The sequence below is a fragment of the Micromonospora sp. NPDC005220 genome (assembly GCF_040607895.1).
GTDB lineage: Bacteria > Actinomycetota > Actinomycetes > Mycobacteriales > Micromonosporaceae > Micromonospora.
The window spans coordinates 1-24,838 of record NZ_JBEXHP010000088.1 but is presented as its reverse complement, the minus strand read 5'-3'; the positions used below and the strand labels follow the sequence as shown (position 1 = coordinate 24,838).

Below are 24,838 nucleotides of genomic sequence, written 5' to 3'. Positions count from 1 at the left end.
CCACCACCGGGGTGGCCCGGGAGTCGCGCAGCGGGTCGGCGCTCGCCGCGGCGACCGGGAACGGCGGCGGGGTGCCGCCGAAGCTCGGGCAGAGCGCCTGGTGGCTGCACCAGTCGCAGAGCCGGCTCGGCCGGGGCCGGAAATCCTGCCGGGCGGTGGCCTGCTCGATGGCCCGCCACAGCGCCACCACGGTGCGCTCGAAGCGGACCAGCTCGTCGGCGTCCGGCGTGTAATCCAACACCTCGGCGTCGCGCAGGTAGAGCAGCCTCAGCACCCGGGGCACCACGCCCCGGGTGCGCCACAGCACCAGGGCGTAGAACTTCAGCTGGAACAGCGCCCGCGCCTCGAACGCCTCCCGGGGAGCGCCGCCGGTCTTGTAGTCGACCACCCGCAGCGCGCCGTCCGGAGCGACGTCGAGCCGGTCGAGGTAGCCCCGGATCAGCAGCTCCTCGTCGACGACCGCGGAGATCAGGCTCTCGCGTTCGGCCGGCTCCAACCGGGTCGGGTCCTCCACCGCGAAGTAGCCCTGCAACAGCCCGGCGGCGGAGCGGAGGAACTCCACCGGGCCGGCCGGCTCCGCGCCGTCGAAGATCCCGGCCAGCTCCGGCTGCTCGGTGACCAGTCGGTCCCACTGGGGGGCCACCAGGTCGCCGGCCGCCTCCGGCGTGCGGCCCGTCGCCGGCAGGTCGAACAGGCGCTCCAGCACCGCGTGCACCAACGTGCCCCGGGCCTGCTCGATGGTGGTGCGCTCGGGCAGCCGGTCGATGCTGCGGAACCGGTAGAGCAACGGGCAGGTCTTGAAATCCGCCGCCCGGGACGGGGACAGCGAGGCCCGCACCGTCGGTGGCGCCTGCGCCGAAGAGGTGGGTTGGGAGGTGGTGACCGGTTCCGCCGTCATGTCCGCAAAGGCTAGGGCACGGGTGTGACACCGACCGCCACCCGCCCCGCGCAGCGACGGTCCGTAGCATCGTGGCGATGGAGCAGACAACCCGACCGCCGCGCCGACCAGACCGACGCCTCGGCCTGAACGTCGGCCGGGTGTTCGGAGTGCCGCTGTACCTCAACGGCTCCATGGTCCTGCTCGCGGTGCTCATCGCGGTGCTGTACGGCGAGTTCGCCCGCCGGCAACTGGCCCTGCCGCAGCTCAGCGGCTACCTGATCGGCTTCGGGTTCGTCGTCTCGCTGCTCGGCTCGGTGCTGCTGCACGAGCTGGGCCACGCCCTCACCGCCCGGCGGTACGGCATCGGTGTGCGCGGGATCACCCTGGAGCTGCTCGGCGGCTACACCGAGATGGACCGGGACGCCCCGTCGCCCCGCGTCGACCTGCTGGTCTCGCTCGCCGGCCCGGCGGTCTCCGCGGTGCTCGGCGTCCTGGCCGTCGCCGCCACGCTCGCCCTGCCCGAGGGGACCGTGGCCCACCAGCTCGCCTTCCAGCTCGCCGTCAGCAACGTCATCGTGGCGCTCTTCAACAGCCTGCCCGGGCTGCCGCTCGACGGCGGCCGGGCGCTGCGCGCCGCCGTGTGGGGGCTGACCCGCGACCGGCACCTCGGCACCGAGGTCGCCGGGTGGGCCGGCCGCATCGTCGCCGTCGGCACCGCGGCCCTGGTGCTGCTCCTCACCGTCGAGCGGCGGCTGGCGCCGCTGGCGCTGCCGCTGATGCTGCTGGTCGCCGTCACCCTCTGGCGTGGCGCCGGGCAGTCGATCCGGGCCGCCCGGGTCAGCCGCCGGTTCCCGCTGATCGACCTCGCCCGGCTGGCCCGTCCGGCCTGGCCGGTGCCCACCGGTACGCCCCTGTCCGAGGCCCAGCGCCGACGCGCCGAGAGCGGGCAGCCCGGCGCCGCGTTGCTGGTCACCGACTCCACCGGTCGACCGGTGGCGCTTGTCGACCCGGTCGCCGCCGAGGCGGTGCCGGTCGAACGCCGACCGTGGCTGGCGGTGGACGCCGTCGCCCGGTCGCTGGGCACACTTCCCACGTTGGCGCTCGGGTGGGACGGCGAGCGCGTGATGGAGGCCGTACAGACCCACCCGGGCGCGCAGTACGTGGTGACGTCAGGCGAAGATGTCGTCGGCATTCTGCACATCGCGGACCTGGCACAGCTCCTCGAACCCAACCGGAAGATGACACCGTGACCGCAACTCCCTCCACCGTCGCCGCCGACCCCGCCAACCCGGCGCTGACACCCGTGCACCGGGGGCCGTTCCGGCCCGGCGACCGGGTCCAGCTGACCGACCCCAAGGGGCGGATGCACACCGTGACGCTGGAGCCCGGCAAGGAGTTCCACACCCACCGCGGCATCCTGGCCCACGACGCGCTGATCGGGCTCCCCGACGGCAGCGTGGTGACCACCTCCGGGGGCGGCACCGCGTTCCTGGCCCTGCGGCCGCTGCTGTCGGACTACGTGCTGTCCATGCCGCGCGGCGCCCAGGTGATCTACCCGAAGGACTCGGCGCAGATCGTCGCGATGGGCGACATCTTCCCCGGCGCGAAGGTCCTCGAGGCCGGCGCCGGTTCCGGCGCGCTGAGCTGTTCCCTGCTGCGCGCCGTCGGCACCGAGGGCGAGCTGCACTCGTTCGAGCTGCGCGACGACTTCGCGCAGATCGCCAAGCGCAACGTCGAGGCGTTCTTCAACGGGCCGCACCCGTCGTGGCACCTGCACGTCGGCGACGTCGCGCAGTGCCAGGAGACCGGCTTCGACCGGATCATCCTGGACATGCTGACCCCGTGGGAGACCCTCGACATGGTCGAGCGGGCGCTGGTGCCCGGCGGCGTGTTCATCGGCTACGTGGCCACCACACCGCAGCTCTCCGAGCTGGTGGAGGCGCTGCGCGAGCGCGGCGGCTGGACCGAGCCACGGGCCTGGGAGTCCCTGGTGCGCGACTGGCACGCCGAGGGCCTCGCCGTCCGTCCGGACCACCGGATGATCGCGCACACCGCCTTCCTGGTGTCCGCGCGCAAGCTGGCCCCCGGGGTCACCGCGCCGCCGCGTCGGCGCAAACCCAGCAAGGGCACCGAGGCGTACGCGCAGCGCCGCCAGGACCTGCGCGAGGCGGAGGCGGCCCGACAGGCCGCCGCCGCCCAGGCGGCAGGCGCCCAGCCCAACGGTACGGGGGAGATGGACAGGCCGTGACCATCGAGCTGGGTGTCGGCATCGCCGAGCAGGGGGAGACGCTGGCATGAGCCGACCGGGCTACGGCGGCGGTGACCTCCCCGCGGTCTTTCCCGACTGGTCGCCCTACCAGGACCTGGAATCGGCGGCGCGGGCCTACCTGCGCGACCCGGACGTCGCCCTGGAGGCGCTCGGTGGCGTGCTGCGCGGCGCGTCGGTGCTCGGCTTCACCCTGGAACGCTTCGTCAACGAGGTCAACGGGGTGTGGCAGGAGGTCGTCGTCTGTGACGGCAGCCGGCTCATCCTCTGGCACGGCGAGGACGTACCGCCGGAGGAGGGCCCGCCGGGCTCGATGACCTCGTCGCTGCGGGTGGTGCCGGTCTCCACGGTCACCGAGGTGGGCTGCCGGCGCCGGCTCAACCGCGCCGAGAGCGGCGAGATCCGGGTCGACAGCATCGACGTCTACCTGCTGCTCACCTCGTTGGACGAGGCGCCGCCGAGCGAGGAGATGGCCGGCACACCCCGGCACGACGCGCTGCGTTTCGGCAAGACCCTGGACGACGGCGGGGCCGGGCAGATCGCCCGGTTGGAGGAGTTCGCCCGGTTGGTCGCCTCGGTGGTCGGCCGTCCGATGCTCTGAGGCGTACCCCTGCTGAACCCGGCCGGGCCCGCGCGGCCCGGCCGGTGGGTCAGTCGTCCTCGGCCTCCGGGCCGGCGACCTCGACGCCGTCGCCGCGCACCACGTGGATGCAGTCGCCCGGGCACTCCTTCGCGGAGTCGATCACCTCGAGTCGCAGGTGCGCGGGGACGTCGACCCGGCTGCCCGGGGCCATCCGCAGCTCACCGTCGACGCCCTTGACGTAGGCCAGACCGTCGACGTCGAACTCGAACACCTCCGGCGCGTACTGCACGCAGAGCCCATCGCCCGTGCAGAGATCCTGGTCGACCCAGACCTGCAACTCGTCGGTCGCGACCTCGGCCACCGGTGCACCCCCCATGTTCTCCCGTGCCACGCTCCGACGGTACCCGAACGCCAGTAACCGCCCGTCAGGCCACCCTTGGCGATCAAGGTTCGGTGACGAGGGCGTTGCGTGGGACCGAATCGGCCTCATAGCGGCTAGTGTTAGGGCAGAACGTTCAAGCCCCCCGGGGAGGTGGGACGTGGCAGCACGTAGCGACGACGCGGACTCGCGCGCCGCACGGTGGGAGAAGGAAGCCCACGATCTCTCCACGCAGGTCGCGTTCCTGCAAGAGGAACTCGCCCTGGTGCGGCGCAAGTTGACCGAAAGCCCCCGACACGTCCGGCAGCTCGAAGAGCGGCTGGCGGCCACCCAGGCACAGTTGGCGCGGCTGACCGAGAACAACGACCGGCTGGTGAGCACCCTCAAGGAAGCTCGCACGCAGATCGTGACGCTCAAGGAGGAGATCGACCGGCTCGCGCAACCGCCGAGCGGGTACGGCGTCTTCCTGGCCAAGCACGACGACGGCACGGTGGATGTCTTCACCGGCGGCCGCAAACTACGGGTCGCGGTCTCGCCCTCGCTCGACGTGGGTGACCTGCGCCGCGGCCAGGAGGTCCTGCTCAACGACGCGCTCAACATCGTGGACGCGTTCGGTTTCGAGCGGGTCGGCGAAGTGGTGATGCTCAAGGAGATCCTGGAGGGGCCGAACGGCGGGCCGGGCGACCGGGCGCTGGTGGTCTCCCACTCCGACGAGGAGCGCATCGTGCACCTCGCCGAGACGCTCGTCGGCTCGGCGATCCGGGCCGGCGACTCGCTCATGATCGAGCCCCGCTCGGCGTACGCGTACGAGCGGATCCCGAAGAGCGAGGTCGAGGAGTTGGTCCTGGAGGAGGTGCCCGATGTCGACTACGGCGACATCGGTGGCCTCCAGTCGCAGATCGAGCAGATCCGCGACGCGGTGGAGTTGCCGTTCCTGCACGCGGACCTGTTCCGTGAGCACCAGCTCCGCCCACCGAAGGGCATCCTGCTCTACGGCCCGCCCGGCTGCGGCAAGACGCTCATCGCCAAGGCGGTGGCCAACTCGCTGGCCAAGAAGATCGCCGAGCGGCAGGGCAAGGAGAAGCACACCAGCTTCTTCCTCAACATCAAGGGCCCGGAGCTGCTCAACAAGTACGTCGGCGAGACCGAGCGGCACATCCGGCTGATCTTCCAGCGGGCCCGGGAGAAGGCCGGCGAGGGCACGCCGGTGATCGTGTTCTTCGACGAGATGGACTCGATCTTCCGGACCCGTGGCTCCGGTGTCTCCTCGGACGTGGAGAACACCATCGTCCCGCAGCTGCTCAGCGAGATCGACGGCGTGGAGGGGCTGGAGAACGTCATCGTCATCGGCGCCTCCAACCGGGAAGACATGATCGACCCGGCGATCCTGCGCCCCGGTCGCCTCGACGTGAAGATCAAGATTGAGCGACCGGACGCCGAGGCGGCCAAGGACATCTTCTCCAAGTACATCCTCTCCGGGCTGCCCCTGCACCCGGACGACCTGGCCGAACACGGCACCGACCCTCAGGCCACCGTCGCGGCGATGATCGACGCCGTGGTGCTGCGGATGTACTCCGAAACCGAGGAGAACCGATTCCTCGAGGTCACCTACGCCAACGGTGACAAGGAAGTCCTCTACTTCAAGGACTTCAACTCCGGCGCGATGATCCAGAACATCGTCGACCGGAGCAAGAAGATGGCCATCAAGGAGTTCCTCACCTCGGGTCGCAAGGGGCTGCGCCTGCAGCACCTGCTCGACGCCTGCGTCGACGAGTTCCGCGAGAACGAAGACCTCCCCAACACCACCAACCCCGACGACTGGGCGCGCATCTCCGGCAAGAAGGGTGAGCGGATCGTCTACATCCGCACGCTCGTCTCCGGCGGCAAGGGCGCCGAGGCCGGCCGGTCCATCGAGACCGCCAGCAACACAGGCCAGTACCTGTAGGGCCACCGTTCGACCGGGGCGACGCGTGTCGACGCGTCGCCCCGGTTGTCGTTCCGCACGGGTGCCTCGCGCCTCAGCGCTGACCGTCGGTGAAGATCCACCTGCGAGAGACGAACAGGTTCAACACCGCCAGGCCCCCGGTGGTGAGCACCTTCGCGACCAGGTACGGAAGGCCGGCCCAGGTCAACCCCTGCACGAGGGCGACCGTGAGCGCCAGGTTGACGAGCACCAGCAGCAGATACCGCCAGGCCTGACCGCCCACGTCGCCGGTCGAGCCGAACGACCATGCGCGGTTGAGCCCGAAGTTGACCACGAACGCCACGGCGAAGGCGAGCACCGTGGCGAACGGCAGCCAGACCCCCAGCACACCGTGGAACAGATAGAGCGCGCTGGTGTCGGTGATCGCGCTGAGCCCCCCGACGATCAGAAAGCGCACCTCGCTGCGGCGTGTCAGGCCCGCGAGCGTCGCCGAGGCCGCCTTCATCGCTGACTCTTGGATGCGGACCCGCCATGTGTCGTCACGGTGGAGCACGCTATCGTCTCCCCGTCCCGCGATCGCCCCGAGACCCCCCGAAGGTGTGCAGTGACCGACATGCCGAGTGCCTCCGTCCACCCGACAGCCGAGGTGGAAGCCGGGGCCGAGGTGGGAGCCGGGACCCGGATCTGGCACCTCACGCATGTCAGGTCGACCGCTCGCATCGGCGCCGACTGCACGCTCGGCCGCAACGTGTTCGTCGATGCCGGCGTCACCATCGGCGACCGCGTCAAGGTGCAGAACAACGTCTCGGTCTACCTCGGTGTCACGCTCGAGGACGAGGTGTTCGTCGGCCCGAGCGCGGTCTTCACCAACGACCTCAACCCGCGGGCACAGAACCCGGACTGGAAGGTCACGCCGACAGTGGTCCGCACGGGCGCCTCCATCGGCGCCAACGCCACGATCGTCTGCGGCACCGAGATCGGGGAGTACGCCCTGGTGGCCGCGGGCGCTGTCGTCACGCGAGACGTGCAGCCGTACCAACTCGTGGCCGGCAACCCGGCCCGGCACCTCGGCTGGGTCAACCGCAACGGCGAGGTCGTCGCCCGCGGCGACGAGCAGTTGCCCGCCGGCGTACTCGAAGGCCGCTAAACCTCACAGGAGACAACCCCCCATGTCTATTCCCATCACCTCGGTGGTCATCGGCCCCGAGGAAGAGGCCGCGGTCCTGTCGGTCCTGCGATCCGGCAGGCTGGCGCAAGGGCCGATGGTCGCCGAGTTGGAGCGGTCCTTCGCGGAACTCTGCGGCGTCCCCCACGCCGTGGCCGTCAGCAACGGCACCGTTGCCCTGGTCGCCGCTCTCGAAGCGCTCGGTCTGCAGCCCGGCGACGAGGTGATCACCACTCCGTTCAGCTTCGCGGCGACCCTGAACGCGATTCTCGAGTCCGGAGCGACGGTCCGCTTCGCCGACATCCGTGACGACTTCACCATCGACCCGGACTCGGTCCAGGCGCTGGTCAACGACCGGACCAGGGCCATCCTTCCGGTGCACCTCTACGGCCTGCCCGCCGACATGACGGCCCTCACCGCGATCGCCGACGCCGCCGGGCTGGCGATCGTCGAGGACGCGGCCCAGGCGCACGGCGCGCGCGTCGGTGACCGGGCGGTCGGCTCGTTCGGCGTCGGCTGCTTCTCCATGTACGCCACCAAGAACCTGCAGTGCGGCGAAGGCGGCCTGATCACCACCTCCGACGACGCCATCGCCGACCGTCTCCGGCTGCTGCGCAACCAGGGCATGCGGGTGCGGTACCAGTACGAGGCGCCGGGCCACAACTGGCGACTGACCGACCTGCAGGCGGCCATCGCCGTGCCGCAGGTCGGCCGGCTGGGCGAGACCACCGCCCGGCGGGCCGCGAACGCCGCCAGGCTGACCGCCGGCCTCGCCGACCTGCCCGGACTGACCACCCCGTCGGTGCCGTCCGGGCGTAGCCACGTCTGGCACCAGTACACCGTGCGGATCGGCGCGGACGCCGCGCTGAGCCGCGACGACCTCGGCAAGCGGCTCGACGAGCGGCAGATCGGCTACGGTCTCTACTACCCCCGCCTCATGCACCACTACGACTGCTACGTGGGTCACCCACAGATCGGCACGGACGAGACTCCGCGTGCCCTTCGCGCCGCCGAGGAGGCGCTCTCCCTTCCTGTTCACCAGCACCTCGCCGACGACGACGTCGACCAGGTGATCGAGGCCGTACGAGGTGCGTTCAATGCCTAATTTGGCGATCATCGGCGCGGGCATCATGGGCGCGAACCACGGCCGGGTGGCACTCTCCACGCCGGACGTCACCGTCACCCGCGTCTGCGACCCCGACTCCCAGCGGGCCGCCACCCTCGCCAAGGCCATCGGTGCGCAGTACACCACCGACATCGACGAGGCATTGGCGGGCGTGGACGCGGTGGTCCTGGCGACCCCGAGCGAGACGCACGGCGAACTGGGCGCGCGCATCCTCCGCAGCGGCCGGGACCTGCTCGTCGAGAAGCCGATCGCGACCTCCGTCGCCGACGCGCGGCACCTCATCGACCTCGCCGAGAAGCACGAACGCGTGTTGATGGTCGGCCACGTCGAGCGCTTCAACCCGGCCGTGACGGAACTCCTCGAACTGGTCGACGACCCGCTGTCGTTGGAGATCACCCGGGTCGGCCCGTTCTCCAACCGCGCCCTCGCCGACGTCCTGCTGGACCTGATGATCCACGACGTCGACCTGGCCCGGACGGTGGCCGGCTCGGAGATCGTCGCGCACCGCGCGGCGACCCGGATCGTCCGCTCCGCGGAGCAGGACCTCGCCTTCGCCCTGCTCATGTTCGAGAACGGCATGATCGCCAACATCACCGCGAGCCGGGTCAGCCAGAACAAGATCCGCCGCGTCACCCTCACCCAGCGCAATGACTGCGTCATCGCCGACCTGCTGCGCCAGCAGGTCGAGGTGCACCGGATCGAGCATTCCGAGTTCCTCTCCGAGGGCGGCGTGCGCTACCGGCAGAGCGGGCGGGTCGAGATCCCCTTCCTCTCCCAGCACGGCGAGCCGCTGATGCACGAGCTGCGGCACTTCGCCGACTGCGTCGTCAACCGTCGCCGCCCCGTGGTCAGCGGCGAAGACGGCCTGGCTGCGCTCGAGGTGTGCCTCCAGATCCGCGACACCGCCCTGGTCGGCTGAGCATGTACAAGGGTCAGAAGATCGCCGCCGTCGTCCCGGCCTACAACGAGAGCCGGCTGATCGGCAAGACGATCACCACGATGCCCGACTTCGTCGACTTCATCGTGGTGATCAACGACTGCTCCACCGACGACACCTCCGAGCGGGCCCGCGCGGTGGGCGACCCGCGGGTCGTCGTCATCGACCACGAGAAGAACACCGGCGTCGGTGGTTCGATCATGGACGGGCACGAGCGGGCCCTCCTCCTGGGCGCCGACATCAACGTGGTGATGGCCGGTGACGCCCAGATGGACCCGGCCTACCTGCCGGCGCTGCTCGACCCGATCTGCGACGACGGCTACGAGTTCACCAAGGCGAACCGCTTCTTCTCCCGCACCTCGTTCGCCGACATGCCGGCCGTCCGGATGCTGGGGAGCGTCGCCCTGTCGTTCGCGACCAAGGTCGCCAGCGGCTACTGGAACCTCTTCGACCCGCAGAACGGTTACACCGCCGTCTCCCGGTCGGCCCTGCTGCGGCTCAACGTCGCCGCCGTGGCCCGCGGCTACGAATTCGAGAACGACCTCCTGATCTGGCTCAACATCGCCAACGCCCGAGCCAAGGACGTACCGGTCCCCGCCAGCTACGGCGAGGAGGTGTCGACGATGCGCATCCACAAGGTGGCCCCCCGCATCGCCAGCCTCCTGTTCCGCGGCTTCTGGCGGCGAATGCTGCTCAAGCACGTACTCGCCTCGTTCTCCGCCGTCGCGCTGCTCTTCTTCACCGGCCTGTTCCTCATCCTGTTCGGCTCCGGCTGGGGGATCTGGGTGCTGGCGGAGACGCTCGGCCCACCGGTCGCCACCACCGGCAGCGTCCTGCTCTGCGTCGGGCCGCTGCTGACCGGCATCCACATGCTGATCTCCGCGCTCACCCTGGACATCCAGTCGACGCCGGACTGACCGGTACCGGGCCCTGATCCGCTCCACGCCCCCTGAAAGGCAGCGCAGAGAACCGCGATGACCGAGCAACCTGCGGCCGGCGACGGCGTCGTCGCCGGCTCCCGCCGGGTCTGGATCCTGGCGTTCGTCGGCTTCCTGCTGACCATCGGGGCCTGGTCGGTCGCCGCCCCCTACGACGGCACGCCGGACGAGCGGGAACACATCATCCGCGCCGCCGGTGTGGCGGCGGGGGAGATCGCCCCGCCGCCGGCAGCCGCCAAGAAGGGCTCGGGAGCCTTCCAGGACGTGCCCTCCGGCCTGGTCCGGGAGCAGTGCTGGCAGTTCAAGCCCGCCGTCTCGGCCGCCTGCGCGGTCCCACCGGGCAGCGACGACACCCCGGTACGCGCCGGCACCGGCGCCGGTCGCTACCACCCCGTCTACTACGCCCTGGTGGGCTGGCCGCTCGACCTCTGGCCGGGCTGGTCCGGGGTGCTGCTCGCCCGGTTCATCAGCGCAGGCATCGCCGCGGCACTGCTGGCCAGCGCGTTCGTCGTGGCGGTGAACTGGTCCCGGCGCCGCCTGATGGTCGCCGGGCTGCTGGTCGCCGTCACCCCGATGGCCGCCCAGATGGCCAGCGCCGTCAACCCCAACGGCGTGGAGATCGCCGCCGGCGTGGCGTTCTTCGCCGCGACAATTCCCCTGTTCCTGGACCGCCGGCCAAAGCCGCACCACGGGCTCCTCATCCTGGCCGGCATCAGCGGCCTGCTGCTCGCGATGCTGCGACAGACCGGGCCGCTCTGGCTGGCCGCGGCGTTCGTCGCCTTCGCCTTCCCGTGGCGGCAGAGCAACGTCGGCCGGCTGATACGCGAGAAGGCCGTGTGGTGGTGGGTGGGCGGCATCGCCGTCGCGGCCCTCACCGCGGTCGGCTGGGGCATCGTGATGAAGTCCTCCGACCTCGGCAAGTACGGCGGCCACGTCTACACCTACGGCCAGGCCGCCCTCGCCGAGTCCGACCGGTGGCGCGGCTACCTCGACCAGATGGTCGGAGTGACCTCGTGGCTGGACACCCGAATGCCCGCGCCGATCTACCTGACCTGGCAGTTCGTCGCCGCGACACTGCTGATCGGGGCGTTCGTCTTCGGCCGGCTGGTCGACCGTTGGCGGCTGATCGTCCTGATCGTCGCCGGCACCGTCGTGCCGTCGGTGATGCAGGTGGCCCTGATCAAGCAGACCGGGTTCGTCACCCAGGGCCGCTACATGCTGCCGATGCTCGCCGGGGCGATGCTGTTCGCCGCGTACGTCTGGGAGGAACGAGGGCTCGACGCGACCCGCAGCCGTACCCTGGTCCGCCTCAGCGTCATCCTGCTCCTGCCGATCCAACTCTTCGTGCTGATCCTGACGATGGTGCGGTGGCAGGACGGCCTGCCCAAGTACCTGACCTTCCGCACCTTCAACCCGTTCGCCGGCGACTGGCACCCGCCACTCGGCTCGATCACGCCCCTGCTGGCGAGCGTGCTCGGTCTGACCCTGCTCGGCGTCCTCGCCTGGCGGGTCTCGATGCGCCCACTGAACGAGCCCGGTGAGCCGACGCCGGCGACCGCCGAGCAGACACCAGCGACGGATCTGGGCTGACCGGCCGACCGACCGACCACGCCCGGTGCGGGCGTTGCTGTCGGATTCGGACTAGTCTGGAGCGCAGGGCCGATCGAGCGGTAACGCGCCGGCCGGCGGTGGGCGTGGACGGGTACGTCAGCGAGCTGAAGCGGGGCGCGGCATGAGCGTACGGCGAATCATGGGCACCGAGGTCGAGTACGGCATCTCCGTGCCCGGGCAGGCCGGAGCCAACCCGATGGTCACCTCGTCGCAGGTGGTCAACGCCTACGGGGCACGTCCGGAACTCAACCGGGGCGGCCGGGCCCGGTGGGACTACGAGGAAGAGTCGCCGCTGCGCGACGCCCGCGGCTTCACCTACTCCGGCGCCGCGTACGACCCCGCCGAGGCCCTCGCCGACGAAGACCTCGGCCTGGCCAACGTGATACTCACCAACGGGGCACGGCTCTACGTCGACCACGCCCACCCCGAATACTCCACCCCGGAGGTCACCACCCCCCGGGACATCGTGCGTTGGGACAAGGCCGGCGAGCGGGTGATGGCCGAGGCGTCCCGCCGGGCCGCCACCATCCCGGGCACCCAGCCGATCCACCTCTACAAGAACAACACCGACAACAAGGGCGCCAGCTACGGCGCCCACGAGAACTACCTGATGCGCCGGCAGACGCCGTTCGCCGACATCGTGGCGTACCTGACGCCGTTCTTCGTCACCCGGCAGATCGTCTGCGGCGCCGGCCGGGTCGGCATCGGCCAGGACGGCGGCCAGAGCGGCTTCCAGATCTCCCAACGCGCCGACTTCTTCGAGGTCGAGGTGGGCCTGGAAACCACCCTCAAACGCCCGATCATCAACACCCGCGACGAGCCGCACTCCGACGCCGACAAGTACCGCCGGCTGCACGTCATCATCGGCGACGCCAACCTCTCCGAGATCTCCACCTACCTCAAGGTCGGCACCACCGCCCTGATCCTCACCATGATCGAGGAGAAGGCGCTCGGGGCCGACCTCGGCATCGCCGACCCGGTCAGCGAGCTGCGCGCCGTCAGCCACGACCCCTCCCTGACGCACCGGATGCGGCTGCGTGACGGCCGCCGGCTCACCGCACTGGACCTGCAATGGGCCTACCTGGAGCGGGCCCGGTCCTTTGTCGACGACCGGTACGGCGCCGACGCCGACGAGCAGACCGTCGACGTGCTCAACCGCTGGGAGAGCGTCCTGGACCGGCTGGGCCGGGATCCGATGCTCTGCGCCGACGAGCTGGACTGGGTGGCCAAGTTGCGGCTGCTGGAGGGCTACCGGGAGCGGGAGAAGCTCGGTTGGGGCTCGCACAAGCTCCAGCTCGTCGACCTTCAGTACTCCGACGTCCGGCCGGAGAAGGGCCTCTACCACCGCCTGGTCAGCCGGGGGGCGATGAAGACGCTGCTCACCGACGACGAGACCCGTACCGCGATGACCGAGCCCCCGGAGGACACCCGGGCCTACTTCCGCGGTCGCTGCCTCGCCCAGTACGCCTCAGAGGTGGTCGCCGCGAGCTGGGACTCAGTGATCTTCGATGTGGGCCGGGAGTCGCTGGTCCGGGTCCCGATGATGGAGCCGGAGCGGGGCACCCGCGCACACGTCGGTGCCCTGTTCGACCGCTGCGCCAGCGCCAAGGACCTGCTGGAGACGTTGACCGGGGGCTGATTCCGGATTTGTCCGCCCGTCGTGTGCCGCAAGCCGGCGCGCGGCGGGCTTTTCGTCGCCCGCGCGAGGTAAGTTCATCGCAGACGATCGTGGAGGAGGCAGCAGTGGCCACTCATGACAGCGGCGGCCAGTCGCAGTCCGGCAAGTCCCGCCAGGGCGAGGAAATCGAGGACGTCACCACCGAGGCCAACCCCGAGGTGGCCGAGCGGCACGCCGAGATCACCGAGGATGTCGACGACCTCCTCGACGAGATCGACTCCGTCCTCGAAGAAAATGCAGAGGAATTCGTGAGAGGCTACGTCCAGAAAGGGGGTCAATGATAGCATATGTCCGATTTCCCGGACCGGGCCGAGAAGGTATGTCCGCAATGCAAGAGAGTGCTGGCGAGCACGGAGTTCCACCGTGACCGGCGGAGGAAGGACGGGCTGGCCTTCTACTGCAAGGTCTGCGCCGTCGCGCGGTCGGAGGCGAGTCGTCGCAAGCGCGGTATCGCTCCGCAGCGGAAGTCACCCACGCCCGTCGGCGAAGGCCTCAAGTGGTGTCCGGACTGTGAGCAGATCAAGCCCCTGAACGACTTTCCCACCACCTCGACCAAGGCCAGTGGTCGACACAGCTACTGCAAACCCTGCCACAACGCCCGGGGCAAAGAGACGGCGCAACGACTCTACGGCGGGACACGTGAGTACCACCTCCAGCGGCGCTACGGCGTGGGCGAGAAGGAGTTTCAGGAGCTCCTGGCCGAGCAGGGCGGGCTCTGCGCGATCTGTGGCGGCGCCGACCCGCAACATCTGGACCACGATCATCGCACCGGATGGGTGCGCGGGATACTCTGCTTCAACTGCAACGGTGGTCTTGGCCAGTTCCGTGACAGTCCGATGAGGCTGGCCAGGGCGATCACGTACCTGAGAGGAACCACGTGGCAGCGGGCTTTGATCCATCCGGGCGTCTACCAGATGTGTTCACCAACGCGGGGACGTCCTCCTTCACGACGTTTCTGAGTCGGGTGGCCCCCGAGATGTTGCCCGGTCGGCGACCGCTGCCGCCGGGTATGGCCGCCGACCTGGCGCCGCACGCGACCACCATCGTGGCCATCGCGGCCGCCGAGGGTGTGGTGATGGCGGGCGACCGACGGGCCACCATGGGCAACCTGATCGCCCAGCGCGACATCGAGAAGGTGCACCCCGCCGACGCGTACTCGCTGGTCGGCATCGCGGGCACCGCCGGTATCGGCATCGAGTTGATGCGACTGTTCCAGGTGGAGCTGGAGCACTACGAGAAGATCGAGGGCGCGATGCTCTCGTTGGACGGTAAGGCCAACCGGTTGGCCTCGATGATCCGCGGCAATCTGGGCGCGGCCATGCAGGGGTTGGCAGTGGTGCCGCTCTTCGCCGGGTTCGACCTGGCCGCCGCCGACCCGGCGCGGGCCGGTCGGATCTTCAGCTTCGACGTGACCGGTGGCCCGTACGAGGAGACCGGCTACGACGCCATCGGGTCCGGGTCGTTGTTCGCCAAGTCCGCGCTGAAGAAGCGGTTCCGGGTCGGGTTGTCCGTCGAGGATGCGACGCGGCTGGCGGTCGAGGCGCTCTACGACGCGGCCGATGACGACACCGCGACCGGCGGGCCTGACCTGACCCGGCGGATCTACCCCGTGGTGATGACCGCGACTGCCGAGGGCACCTACCGGCTCACCGACGCCGAGACGGCGACGATCGCCGAGGGCGTGGTCGCCGGCCGGATGGAAAACCCGGGCGGTTAGGTCCGCCCGCGCCCACCCCCACCAGCCAGCAGTCGTCAGCACAGCGCCGTTAGGAGAACCGCCGCCGTGGCCATGCAGTTCTACGCCTCGCCCGAACAGATCATGCGTGACCGCTCCGAGCTGGCCCGTAAGGGCATCGCTCGTGGGCGTAGCGCCGTGGTCCTGAGCTACTCCGGCGGGGTGCTCTTCGTCGCGGAGAACCTCTCCAGCGCCCTGCACAAGGTCAGTGAGATCTACGACCGGATCGGCTTCGCCGCGGTCGGCCGTTACAACGAGTTCGAGAACCTCCGGCGGGCCGGCGTGCGTATGGCCGACCTGAACGGGCTCAGCTACGACCGTCGGGACGTGACCGGTCGGGCCCTGGCCAACGCGTTCGCGCAGACCCTTGGCGCGATCTTCACCGAGCAGTCGAAGCCGTTCGAGGTGGAGATCTGTGTGGCGGAGGTCGGTGCCACGGCGGCTGAGGACGAGTTGTACCGGCTCACCTACGACGGTTCGGTCAACGACGAGCCGGGGCGGATGGCGATGGGTGGTCAGGCTGAGGCCATCACCAGCGTGTTGAAGTCCAACCACCGCCCGGACATGTCGCTCGGGGAAGCGGTGAAGGTCGCGGTGCAGGCGCTGAGCAGCGTCGGCGGGGAGGGCGGGGCGGCTCGGACGATCGCCGCGAACCAGCTCGAGGTGGCGGTGCTGGACCGTCAGCGGGTCGGCCGGACGTTCCGGCGGATCACCGGTGCCGCGCTGACCGCGCTGCTGGACGGGAAGGCGGCTCCGCCGGCGAGTGACCTGCCGGACACGCCGAGCGTGCCGGCCGGGGCGGCTGGTAAGCCGACCAGCTCGGCGGGCTCCGCCGACCTGGAGGATCGGCCCGGGCAGGCCGACAGCTGATCGTGGGATGAAGCAGCGCCGGGGTCCGCGTGAGCGGGCCCCGGCGCTGTCGTCTGCGTTGGTGGGTCAGCGGCGCTGGAGCAGCGGCCGGGCGAGGGCCCAGTAGCCGGCGGCGACCGCGTTGAACACGCCCATGCCGGGGGGCGAGTCGACGTTCGACGGGGCGACCCGGGCGGTCATCAGCTCGGCGATCACCCCGTCGGGGACGGTGCGTTCGGCCTGGAGTTGACGGCGGCGGGCGCCGACCCAGGATCGGTTGCGCCACAGCCACCCCCAGCCGCGGGTCTTCTGCCGGGTCCATCCGCCGGCGAGCGCGGCGGCGAGCATGGCGGCTTCGGTGAGCAGCAGCATGGGGGCGAGCAGCACCAGCGTCCGGGTCTGGTACGCGGTGAGCAGGGTGACCAGCCGGTTGCGTTCGACCAGGTAGAGCTTCAGGTCGTTGCGGGAGAACTCGTAGTGGTGGCGTACGACGGCGTCGGGGACGTACTCCAGGCGCAGGCCGCGGTGCCAGAGGCGCAGGCTGAGTTCGGTGTCCTCGTGGTAGGCGAAGTATTCGGCGGCGAAGCCGTCGAGTTCCTGCCAGCGCTGCCGGCTGATCACGAAGCAGCAGCCGCTGAGCGACGGCACCGTGGTGCGTACGGCGTGGGCGGTGGCCGGTTCGCCGTTGCCGCCGGCCCAGGAGAGCCCGGTGAAGTGCAGCGGGTTGCCGGAGGTGTTGATCAGCTCGGGTGTGTCGGCGAGCCGGATGGAGGCCATCGCGGCGCCGACGCCCGGTTCGGCGGCGACCGTGACCGTCTTGGCGAGGGCGTCGGCGGCGACGATGGCGTCGGAGTTGACGAAGGCGAGCCAGTCTCCGGTGGCCTCGGCGGCGCCGATCCGGCAGCCACCGGAGTAGCCGGTGTTCTGTTCGGGGCGGATCACCCGGACCTGGGGGAAGCCCTTGACGATGTCGATGCCGTCGCCGGTGCAACCGTTGTCGACGACGACCAGCTCGATGTCGACGTCGGTGCTGGCCAGGACGGCTCGGGCGGCGTCGACCAGGTACGGCTCGGCGCCGTAGGCGAGCATTACCGCGGTCACCTGTGGTCGGGTCATCGGATGCCTCCGGATGCGGCAGGGGCGACGGCCTCGGCGAGCGGCCGGGTGGGGGTGGTGGGTCGGCGGACGCCGCCGCGCAGGAGCAGTGTCGCCATGGTGGCGGCGACGATGACGGAGCCGATGGTGTACGCCAATTCGACTCGCAGGGTGACCGGAGCCGGGATCAGCGTCACGGCGATCAGGGCGGTGACGCCGGCGGTCCAGGCGAGGGCCTGGGCGCGGTGTCGGTCGAGGGCGAGCAGGGCCTGGCCGAGCACCATCGCCCACAGGTAGGCGAGGGTGGCGGCCGCCAACCAGGCGAAGTCGCCGTGGCCGAGGACGCCTGGTGCGTCGAAGAGGGCGCCGACCAGCCACGGGCCGAGCAGCACGGCGCCGAGGGCGCCGGTGAGGCCGAGTGCGGTGACGATGCCGAGCGCCCGGCGCAGCAGGCTGTGGAAGCCGGCCTGGTCGCCGGTGGTGGCGGTGGTGGCCAGGCCGGGCAGCAGTGACGCCTGTAGGGAGCCGAAGACGAACAGCGGAATGCGGACCAGTACGAGGGCGGAGAGCAGTGCGCCGGCGGCCGCTGTGTCGGACGGGGCGAGCAGCTTGACGTTGATCACGCCGATGTTCACCACGACCTGGGAGAGCAGGCTGGAGGCGGTGAGCAGGCCGAGGCCGCGCAGGAGGGTGGCCCAGGCCACCGGTGGGCCGGCGCCGATGGCGCGCAGCACCGGCGGCAGGGTGAGCAGAACGCTGACCAGCGGGGCGGCGACGAACACGACGCCGTACCAGACGGGGGAGGTCACTCCGGTCAGCCCGAGCAGGGCGACCATGGCGATGCGCAGCCCGCCGTCGATGCCGAGTTGGGTGCCGTACCAGGGGAACAGTTGCAGGCCGGAGAGCACGCCGCGGGTGGCGTAGGCGACGGCCATCGCGGCGAGCGCGGCGACGAGCACGGTGACCATGCTGCCGTCGCCGTCGAAGAGTTTGTCGGCGATGAGGTGACGGCCGGCGGTGATGGCCAGGACCAGGGCGGCCAGCACGGCGGTGGCGACCGCCACGCCGCGGGCCAGGACTGGGCCGGGTGGCTGGCCCTGGCTGTGCCGGGCGGCGACGACCCGGGCGACCTCCTGCTCGATCGGCATGAACACGCCGATGCCCAGGGTGAACACGATCGACCAGAGCACCGACAGGGAGTTGTAGTCGGCCTCGGTGAGGCTGTGCCCGGCGACGGCGAGGTGGACGTAGGAGGCGAGGCCGAGAAGGCCCAGCCCGGCACCGACAGCGATGGTGCCGGGCGGGATCAGGCGGAGCAGGCGACGGATCACCGGCGGATGAGCGCCAGCGTGAGGACGGCGAACGCGCGGCCGAGGTAGATCATCGCCCGGGCGGGGGAGTGGCTGGGCGTGCCGGCCATCCGCTTGCGCATGGCGACGGGCACCTGCCGGATGCGGTACCCACGGCGGGCGGTGTGTACCAGGGTCTCCACCGTGTCGCCGAGGTACTCGGCCGGGTACCAGGTGGCGAACATGTCGATGACCCGCCGGTTGGCGGCCCGGAAGCCGGAGGTGGTGTCGGTGAGCTTGGTGTGGGCGACCCGGGACAGCACGGCGGAGAGCATCACCATCGCCCAGCGGCGGGGGCCGCGGACGGTGTAGTCGCCCTCTCCGGCGAAACGGGCGCCGATGACGAGGTCGTTGTCGTCGAGCAGGTCGACGAGCTTCGGCACGTACCGGGGGTCGTGCTGGCCGTCGGCGTCGATCTGGATGGCGACGTCGTAGTTGTGGTCGCGGGCGTAGCGGTAGCCGAGGCGCATGGCCCCACCGACGCCGAGGTTGTACGGCAGTTTGGCGACCTGGGCGCCGGCGGCGGCGGCGACGGCGGCGGTTTGGTCGGTGGAGCCGTCGTCGACGACGAGCACGTCGACGCCGGGCAGTTCGCCGCGGACCTCGCCGACGACGTCGGCGATGGAACCCGACTCGTTGAGGGCCGGGATGATGATCAGTGTGCGCTTGCCGTTAACCATCGTTCGACACCAGTTCGTCACGGGCCGCCCGGTCCGCGTCGATCTGTGCGCGGAGCAGAGCGAAGTCTTCGGCCAGGGTGCGGGTCTCTTCTTCGAGTGCGCTGACCTCCCAGCTCAGGTGCACGCACACGAGCAGCAGGAAGACGATGCCGAGGAAGAGCACCAGGCTGACACCGGAGGCGACGCCGAGGAGTTCGGCGACGTTGTCGAGCAGCCGGGGGAACAGGGACAGCGGGATCACGACGACCAGTACGGCGAGCCAGAGCATGCCGTACTTCTCGCGCAGTTGGCGACGGCGCAGCAGCTCGACGATGGTGCCGAGGAGCAGTAGACCGGTCAGGCCGGTGACCAGGGTGAGCTTCATGCGACCTTCCACGGGGCGGGTGGAGCGGGGGAGTGGAACGCGTCAACCAGGGCGCTGTGCCAGTCGGGAAGCGGCGGCAGACCCACGGCTGCCCAGCGGCTGTGCCCTAGCACACTGTACGCAGGCCGGGGGGCGGGACGCGGATACCGGTCGCTGGTGGTGGGTCGAATCCGGTCCGGGTCCAGCCCGGCCAGCGTGAACGCGGCGCGGGCCAGCCCGTACCAGGTGGTCTGCCCGGCGCAGGTGCCGTGGTAGACGCCGGGGGCCGCGTTGCCGGCCAGCGCCGCGTCGGCGAGCGCGACGAGTCGCTCGGCGAGCGCGTAGGACCAGGTGGGCTGGCCGTGTTGGTCGTCGACCACGTCGAGGTGTTCGCGCTGGGTGGCGAGTCGGAGCATGGTGGCGACGAAGTTCGGGCCGTGGGCGCCGTACAGCCAGGCGGTGCGCACGACATACCCGGTGTCGGGTAGCAGCCGCGCGACGGCCTGTTCGCCGACCAGCTTGCCGCGGCCGTAGGCGTTGACCGGCGCGGTGGGCGCGTCCTCCGGGTACGGGTTGTCCGCGTTGCCGGCGAGGACGTAGTCGGTGGAGACCTGGATCAGCCGGGTTCCGTCGGTGGCGCACGCCGCGGCCAGGTTGGCCACGGCGTCGCCGTTGATGGCGGTCGCCGCGGCCTCGTTGGTTTCGGCGGCGTCGACGTTGGTCCACGCCGCCGCGTTGATCACCAGGTCGTGTTCGGCGACGGCGGCGGACACCGCCGCGCGGTCGGTGACGTCCAGGTCGGCGCGGGTGGCGGCGGTCACCTTGAGGTCGGGCCGTGCCCCCAGCACGGTGACCAGGTCCCGGCCGAGCATCCCGCCCGCGCCGGTGACGAGTACTCGGGTCATGCGGTCGGCGCGGACTTGAGGGGTTCCCACCAGCTGCGGTTGTCCCGGTACCAGCGGACGGTGTCGGCGAGGCCCTGGTCCAGGGTGATGCTGGGGTGGTAGCCGAGCTCTTCGCTGATCTTGGTGATGTCGAGGGAGTAGCGGCGGTCGTGGCCCTTGCGGTCGGTGACCGGGACGACCCGGTCCCAGCCGGCGCCGCAGGCGTCCAGCAGCAGGCCGGTGAGTTCCTTGTTGGTCAACTCGGTGCCGCCGCCGATGTTGTAGACCTCGCCGGCGCGGCCCTTCTGCTGGACGAGGGCGATGCCGCGGCAGTGGTCGTGCACGTGCAGCCAGTCCCGGATGTTGCCGCCGTCGCCGTAGAGGGGGACGGTGCCACCGTCGAGCAGGTTGCTGACGAACAGCGGGATGACCTTCTCGGGGAACTGGTACGGGCCGTAGTTGTTGGAACAGCGGGTGACGACCACGTCCATGCCGTGGGTGCGGTGGTACGAGAGCGCGAGCAGGTCGGAGCCGGCCTTGGACGCCGAGTACGGCGAGTTGGGGGCGAGCGGCCAGGTCTCGGTCCAGGAGCCCTCGTCGATCGAGCCGTAGACCTCGTCGGTGGAGACGTGCACGAACCGGCCGGTGCCGTGGCGTAGCGCCGCGTCGAGCAGCGTCTGGGTGCCCAGCACGTTGGTGGTGACGAACGGCGCGGCACCGGCGATCGAGCGGTCGACGTGTGACTCGGCGGCGAAGTGCACGATCACGTCGTGCTCGGCCACCACCTCGTCGACCACGACCGGGTCGCAGATGTCGCCCTGCACGAACCGCAGTCGCGGGTCGTCGCGGACGGGTTCGAGGTTGGCCAGGTTGCCCGAGTAGGTCAGCTTGTCCAGCACGGTCACCACGGCCGGCTCGATCGGCGGCACGCCGTCTGCACTGCCGAGGGGCTTGCCCAGCAGCAGGCGAACGTACTCCGACCCGATGAATCCGGCTCCGCCGGTGACGAGGATCCTCACGGGTCCGGAAGTATACGCGACAGGCGGCGCGGGGCCGGGTATGCGACCCCCGCACAACATGTCCGGGTGCGGCTAGATGTCCGGGTGCGGCTAGGCTTCCCCGGTGCGTGGAATCCTACTTGCCGGCGGCACCGGGTCGCGGCTCTGGCCGATCACCCGGGCGGTCTCGAAGCAGCTGATGCCGGTCTTCGACAAGCCGATGATCTACTATCCGCTCTCCACCCTGGTGATGTCCGGGGTTCGGGAGATCCTGGTGATCACGACTCCGGACGACCAGGACCAGTTCCGTCGGCTGCTCGGCGACGGCAGCCAGTTCGGGCTGCGGCTGGAGTACGTCTCCCAGGAGCGCCCGGAGGGCATCGCGCAGGCGTTCATCCTCGGCGCGGACTTCATCGGCGACGAGGCGGTGGCGCTGGTCCTCGGCGACAACATCTTCCACGGCGTGGGTCTGGGTCGACAGCTCGACGACCACGGTGACCTGGTCGGCGGACGGGTCTTCGCCTATCAGGTGGCCAACCCGCAGGAGTACGGCGTGGTCGACTTCGACGCCGATGGCCGGGTGCTCTCGATCGAGGAGAAGCCGGCCCGGCCGAAGTCCCGCTACGCGGTGCCCGGCCTCTACTTCTACGACAACCGGGTGGTGGACATCGCCCGCAAGCTCACGCCGAGCGCCCGCGGCGAGCTGGAGATCACGGCGGTCAACGAGGCGTACCGGGAGTGGGGCGAGCTGTCGGTGACGGTGCTGGATCGGGGCACCGCCTGGCTGGACACCGGCACGTTCACCTCGATGATGCAGGCCGCCGAGTTCGTCCGGGTGGTCGAGGAGCGACAGGGCCTCAAAATCGGTTGCATCGAGGAGGTCGCCTGGCGGGCCGGCCTGATCGACGACGCGCAGTTGCGCGCGCTCGCCGAGCCGCTGACCAAAAGCGGTTACGGCGACTACCTGCTCGGGCTGCTGAGCGATCAGGCCGAGCGCGACGGGGGTTCCTGGTGAAGATCCGGGAGCTGAGCATCGAGGGCGCCTGGGAGATCACCCCCCAGCAGCACGGTGACCCGCGTGGCATGTTCATGGAGTGGTACCGCTTCGACAAGCTCGCCGAGGCGGTGGGGCATCCGCTGCGGTTGGCCCAGGCCAACCTGTCGGTCTCAGCGCGTGGCGTGGTGCGCGGCGTCCACTTCGCCGACGTTCCGCCCGGCCAGGCCAAGTACGTCACCTGTGTGCGGGGCGCGGTACTCGACGTGATCGTGGACCTGCGGGTGGGTTCGCCGAGCTTCGGCCGGTGGGAGGGCGTCCGGCTGGACGACACCGACCGTCGGGCGGTCTACCTCAGCGAGGGGCTGGGGCACGGGTTCTGCGCGTTGACCGACGACGCGACGTTGAGCTATCTCTGCTCGACCACCTACAACCCGACCGGCGAGCACGCGGTGCACCCGCTGGACGAGGAGTTGGGCATCGAGTGGCCCGCCGACGTTCCGCTGCTGTCCGCGCGCGACGACGCGGCGCCGACCCTGGCGCAGGCCCGCGAGCGGGGCCTGCTGCCCGAGTACGACAGCTGCCGGCGGTTCGTGGCGAGCCTCGGCCCGGACGGAATGTCGCACTCAACCGGTATGTGACCGCGCTCGGGGCACGACCTGTGGTCTGACAGTGACGAACCGGGCCTCCGGGCGGCTAATGTCACACCATGGAGCGGCGAATCTTCGGCCTCGAGACCGAGTACGGCGTCACCTGCACCTATCGCGGGCAGCGGCGGCTGTCCCCGGACGAGGTCGCGCGGTATCTGTTCCGTCGCGTGGTGTCCTGGGGTCGGTCGAGCAATGTCTTCCTGCGCAATGGGGCCCGGCTCTACCTGGACGTCGGGTCGCATCCGGAGTACGCGACACCGGAGTGCGACTCGGTGACCGATCTGGTCGCCCACGACCGGGCCGGCGAGCGGATCCTGGAGGGCCTGCTCGTCGACGCGGAGAAGCGGCTGCACGACGAGGGCATCGCGGGTGAGATCTACCTGTTCAAGAACAACACCGACTCGGCCGGCAACTCGTACGGGTGCCACGAGAACTACCTGGTCTCCCGGCACGGCGAGTTCGGCCGGCTCGCCGACGTGCTCATCCCGTTCCTGGTCACCCGGCAGTTGATCTGCGGGGCCGGCAAGGTCCTGCAAACCCCGCGCGGCGCGGTCTACTGCCTCTCGCAGCGGGCCGAGCACATCTGGGAGGGCGTCTCCTCGGCGACCACCCGCAGCCGCCCGATCATCAACACCCGGGACGAGCCGCACGCCGACGCCGAGCGTTACCGGCGGCTGCACGTGATTGTCGGCGACTCCAACATGAACGAGGTCACCACGCTGCTCAAGGTCGGCACCGCCGACATCGTGCTGCGGATGATCGAGGCGGGGGTGGTGATGCGCGACCTCTCGCTGGAAAACCCGATCCGGGCCATCCGGGAGGTGTCGCACGACATCACCGGCCGGCGCAAGGTGCGGCTGGCCAACGGTAAAGAGGTCAGCGCCCTGGACATCCAGCAGGAATACCTGGCCAAGGCCACCGAGTTCGTCGAGCGGCGCGGCGGCGACCAGGCCGCCAAGCGGGTCGTCGAGCTGTGGGGCCGGGTGCTCAACGCGGTGGAGAGCGGCGACCTGGAGCCGGTCTCCCGGGAGATCGACTGGGTCAGCAAGCTGCGGTTGATCGAGCGGTACCAGCGCAAGCACGACCTGCCGCTGTCGCACCCCCGGGTGGCGCAGATGGATCTGGCCTACCACGACGTGCGCCGTGGCCGGGGCCTCTACGGGCTCCTGGAGCGCCGCGGCGACGTCGACCGGGTGACCACTGACCCGGAGATCTTCGAGGCGAAGGAGACCCCGCCGCAGACCACCCGGGCCCGGCTGCGGGGCGAGTTCATCCGGCACGCCCAGGAGAAGCGCCGGGACTTCACCGTCGACTGGGTGCACCTGAAGCTCAACGACCAGGCGCAGCGCACCGTGCTCTGCAAGGACCCGTTCCGGGCGTACGACGAGCGGGTGGAGCGGCTGATCGCCAGCATGTGACGGGTCGCCGGCCCCGGCGGTGGTGTGTGTCGGCGGGGCCGGCCAGCCCGGTAGGCTGAGCGCGCCATGACGACTTCTGGACCTTCCGACCGCTCCGAGCGCGGCACCGAGCGGCAGAACTGGGTCGAACGCCGGCGGGAGAAGATCCGCGCCGAGATCGACCGTAACCGGCGCGGTGACTACACGGTGCCGACCTGGGTGCTGGCCCTGGCGCTGGTGCTCATCGTGGGCGGCTGGCTAGCCCTGATCTTCCTGGCCTAACCCCACCCCACCACCTCGCGCTTCGCCCCCGCCCTCGCCTGCGTCGATCATGAAGTTATTGCCTGCTGCCTCGGCGTGTCGCGGCAATAACTTCA

General features: G+C 70.3%; 27 protein-coding genes. 18 read left to right on the top strand and 9 right to left on the bottom strand.

The annotated features are described in order from the left end of the window. Positions 1–898: PD-(D/E)XK nuclease family protein (locus ABZU52_RS25000; RefSeq protein WP_354973404.1), on the bottom strand; the 898-nt coding region annotated here is incomplete at its 3' end. Between the two features lie 77 nt (positions 899–975). Between ABZU52_RS25000 and ABZU52_RS24995 the strand changes: the two genes are divergently transcribed. From ABZU52_RS24995 to ABZU52_RS24985, 3 genes are read left to right on the top strand one after another with little or no spacing between them, the layout of a single operon-like run. Beyond that, complete coding sequence (locus ABZU52_RS24995; protein WP_354973403.1) at positions 976–2,130, top strand: site-2 protease family protein; 1,155 nt, start codon at positions 976–978, stop codon at positions 2,128–2,130. 44 nt (positions 2,131–2,174) lie between these two features. Continuing rightward, on the top strand, positions 2,175–3,128 hold the full coding sequence (locus ABZU52_RS24990) for a tRNA (adenine-N1)-methyltransferase (RefSeq protein WP_354973407.1): 954 nt from the start codon (positions 2,175–2,177) through the stop codon (positions 3,126–3,128). 46 nt (positions 3,129–3,174) lie between these two features. Further along, positions 3,175–3,747, top strand: a complete 573-nt coding sequence (locus tag ABZU52_RS24985) for a hypothetical protein (protein ID WP_091408625.1) — start codon at positions 3,175–3,177, stop codon at positions 3,745–3,747. 49 nt (positions 3,748–3,796) lie between these two features. Here the strand turns inward: ABZU52_RS24985 and ABZU52_RS24980 are convergent, their stop codons facing one another. Continuing rightward, positions 3,797–4,090, bottom strand: a complete 294-nt coding sequence (locus ABZU52_RS24980; RefSeq protein WP_354973406.1) for a ferredoxin — start codon at positions 4,088–4,090, stop codon at positions 3,797–3,799. Positions 4,091–4,268: 178 nt separating this feature from the next. Between ABZU52_RS24980 and arc the strand changes: the two genes are divergently transcribed. Beyond that, on the top strand, positions 4,269–6,053 hold the full coding sequence (gene arc / locus ABZU52_RS24975; RefSeq protein WP_354973402.1) for a proteasome ATPase: 1,785 nt from the start codon (positions 4,269–4,271) through the stop codon (positions 6,051–6,053). 73 nt (positions 6,054–6,126) lie between these two features. Here the strand turns inward: arc and ABZU52_RS24970 are convergent, their stop codons facing one another. Further along, positions 6,127–6,537, bottom strand: a complete 411-nt coding sequence (locus ABZU52_RS24970; RefSeq protein ID WP_354973401.1) for a GtrA family protein — start codon at positions 6,535–6,537, stop codon at positions 6,127–6,129. 108 nt (positions 6,538–6,645) lie between these two features. Between ABZU52_RS24970 and ABZU52_RS24965 the strand changes: the two genes are divergently transcribed. From ABZU52_RS24965 to prcA, 10 genes are all read left to right on the top strand, one after another. After that, positions 6,646–7,179 carry an acyltransferase gene (locus ABZU52_RS24965; RefSeq protein WP_354973405.1) on the top strand — a complete coding sequence of 178 codons (534 nt, stop codon included), beginning with the start codon at positions 6,646–6,648 and terminating at the stop codon, positions 7,177–7,179. Between the two features lie 22 nt (positions 7,180–7,201). Further along, the gene (locus ABZU52_RS24960; RefSeq protein WP_354973400.1) at positions 7,202–8,302 is read left to right on the top strand and encodes a DegT/DnrJ/EryC1/StrS family aminotransferase; all 1,101 of its coding nucleotides are present in this window, start codon (positions 7,202–7,204) and stop codon (positions 8,300–8,302) included. Next, entirely contained in the window at positions 8,295–9,242 is a 948-nt protein-coding gene (locus ABZU52_RS24955) for a Gfo/Idh/MocA family oxidoreductase (protein ID WP_354973399.1), read from the top strand. The genes ABZU52_RS24960 and ABZU52_RS24955 overlap by 8 nt, the downstream gene beginning before the upstream one ends. A 2-nt stretch (positions 9,243–9,244) precedes the next feature. Further along, the gene (locus ABZU52_RS24950; protein WP_354973398.1) at positions 9,245–10,177 is read left to right on the top strand and encodes a glycosyltransferase family 2 protein; all 933 of its coding nucleotides are present in this window, start codon (positions 9,245–9,247) and stop codon (positions 10,175–10,177) included. Positions 10,178–10,234: 57 nt separating this feature from the next. Beyond that, a complete protein-coding gene (locus ABZU52_RS24945; protein ID WP_354973397.1) occupies positions 10,235–11,788 on the top strand; it encodes a DUF2142 domain-containing protein in 1,554 nt (517 codons plus the stop codon). Between the two features lie 142 nt (positions 11,789–11,930). After that, positions 11,931–13,448, top strand: a complete 1,518-nt coding sequence (dop, locus tag ABZU52_RS24940; protein WP_354973396.1) for a depupylase/deamidase Dop — start codon at positions 11,931–11,933, stop codon at positions 13,446–13,448. Between the two features lie 104 nt (positions 13,449–13,552). Further along, on the top strand, positions 13,553–13,768 hold the full coding sequence (locus ABZU52_RS24935; RefSeq protein ID WP_030332902.1) for a ubiquitin-like protein Pup: 216 nt from the start codon (positions 13,553–13,555) through the stop codon (positions 13,766–13,768). A gap of 6 nt (positions 13,769–13,774) precedes the next feature. Then, on the top strand, positions 13,775–14,446 hold the full coding sequence (locus ABZU52_RS24930) for an endonuclease VII domain-containing protein (RefSeq protein WP_354973395.1): 672 nt from the start codon (positions 13,775–13,777) through the stop codon (positions 14,444–14,446). Then, positions 14,365–15,204 carry a proteasome subunit beta gene (prcB, locus tag ABZU52_RS24925; RefSeq protein ID WP_354973394.1) on the top strand — a complete coding sequence of 280 codons (840 nt, stop codon included), beginning with the start codon at positions 14,365–14,367 and terminating at the stop codon, positions 15,202–15,204. The genes ABZU52_RS24930 and prcB overlap by 82 nt, the downstream gene beginning before the upstream one ends. Positions 15,205–15,270: 66 nt before the next feature. After that, the gene (prcA, locus tag ABZU52_RS24920; RefSeq protein WP_354973393.1) at positions 15,271–16,092 is read left to right on the top strand and encodes a proteasome subunit alpha; all 822 of its coding nucleotides are present in this window, start codon (positions 15,271–15,273) and stop codon (positions 16,090–16,092) included. A gap of 66 nt (positions 16,093–16,158) precedes the next feature. Here the strand turns inward: prcA and ABZU52_RS24915 are convergent, their stop codons facing one another. From ABZU52_RS24915 to rfbB, 6 genes are read right to left on the bottom strand one after another with little or no spacing between them, the layout of a single operon-like run. After that, positions 16,159–17,187: a glycosyltransferase family 2 protein gene (locus ABZU52_RS24915; protein WP_354973392.1), complete on the bottom strand. Its 1,029-nt coding sequence runs from the start codon at positions 17,185–17,187 to the stop codon at positions 16,159–16,161. Beyond that, a complete protein-coding gene (locus ABZU52_RS24910; protein WP_354973391.1) occupies positions 17,184–18,497 on the bottom strand; it encodes a polysaccharide biosynthesis protein in 1,314 nt (437 codons plus the stop codon). The genes ABZU52_RS24915 and ABZU52_RS24910 overlap by 4 nt, the downstream gene beginning before the upstream one ends. After that, positions 18,494–19,195 carry a glycosyltransferase family 2 protein gene (locus ABZU52_RS24905; RefSeq protein WP_354973390.1) on the bottom strand — a complete coding sequence of 234 codons (702 nt, stop codon included), beginning with the start codon at positions 19,193–19,195 and terminating at the stop codon, positions 18,494–18,496. The genes ABZU52_RS24910 and ABZU52_RS24905 overlap by 4 nt, the downstream gene beginning before the upstream one ends. Further along, positions 19,188–19,559: a DUF2304 domain-containing protein gene (locus ABZU52_RS24900; RefSeq protein ID WP_091408675.1), complete on the bottom strand. Its 372-nt coding sequence runs from the start codon at positions 19,557–19,559 to the stop codon at positions 19,188–19,190. The genes ABZU52_RS24905 and ABZU52_RS24900 overlap by 8 nt, the downstream gene beginning before the upstream one ends. After that, complete coding sequence (gene rfbD, locus ABZU52_RS24895; protein WP_354973389.1) at positions 19,556–20,443, bottom strand: dTDP-4-dehydrorhamnose reductase; 888 nt, start codon at positions 20,441–20,443, stop codon at positions 19,556–19,558. The genes ABZU52_RS24900 and rfbD overlap by 4 nt, the downstream gene beginning before the upstream one ends. Then, the gene (gene rfbB / locus ABZU52_RS24890; protein ID WP_354973388.1) at positions 20,440–21,441 is read right to left on the bottom strand and encodes a dTDP-glucose 4,6-dehydratase; all 1,002 of its coding nucleotides are present in this window, start codon (positions 21,439–21,441) and stop codon (positions 20,440–20,442) included. The genes rfbD and rfbB overlap by 4 nt, the downstream gene beginning before the upstream one ends. 103 nt (positions 21,442–21,544) lie before the next feature. On the opposite strand from rfbB, the gene rfbA reads away from it, so the two are divergent. From rfbA to ABZU52_RS24870, 4 genes are all read left to right on the top strand, one after another. Next, positions 21,545–22,435 carry a glucose-1-phosphate thymidylyltransferase RfbA gene (rfbA, locus tag ABZU52_RS24885; protein ID WP_354973387.1) on the top strand — a complete coding sequence of 297 codons (891 nt, stop codon included), beginning with the start codon at positions 21,545–21,547 and terminating at the stop codon, positions 22,433–22,435. Next, complete coding sequence (gene rfbC / locus ABZU52_RS24880; protein ID WP_354973386.1) at positions 22,432–23,055, top strand: dTDP-4-dehydrorhamnose 3,5-epimerase; 624 nt, start codon at positions 22,432–22,434, stop codon at positions 23,053–23,055. Before rfbA ends, rfbC begins: the two co-directional genes overlap by 4 nt. A gap of 68 nt (positions 23,056–23,123) precedes the next feature. Then, positions 23,124–24,482 (top strand): Pup--protein ligase, encoded by a 1,359-nt coding sequence (pafA, locus tag ABZU52_RS24875; protein WP_238680390.1) that lies wholly within the window; start codon positions 23,124–23,126, stop codon positions 24,480–24,482. Between the two features lie 66 nt (positions 24,483–24,548). Then, the gene (locus tag ABZU52_RS24870; protein ID WP_238672306.1) at positions 24,549–24,743 is read left to right on the top strand and encodes a hypothetical protein; all 195 of its coding nucleotides are present in this window, start codon (positions 24,549–24,551) and stop codon (positions 24,741–24,743) included. The last annotated feature ends 95 nt before the right edge of the window (positions 24,744–24,838 follow it).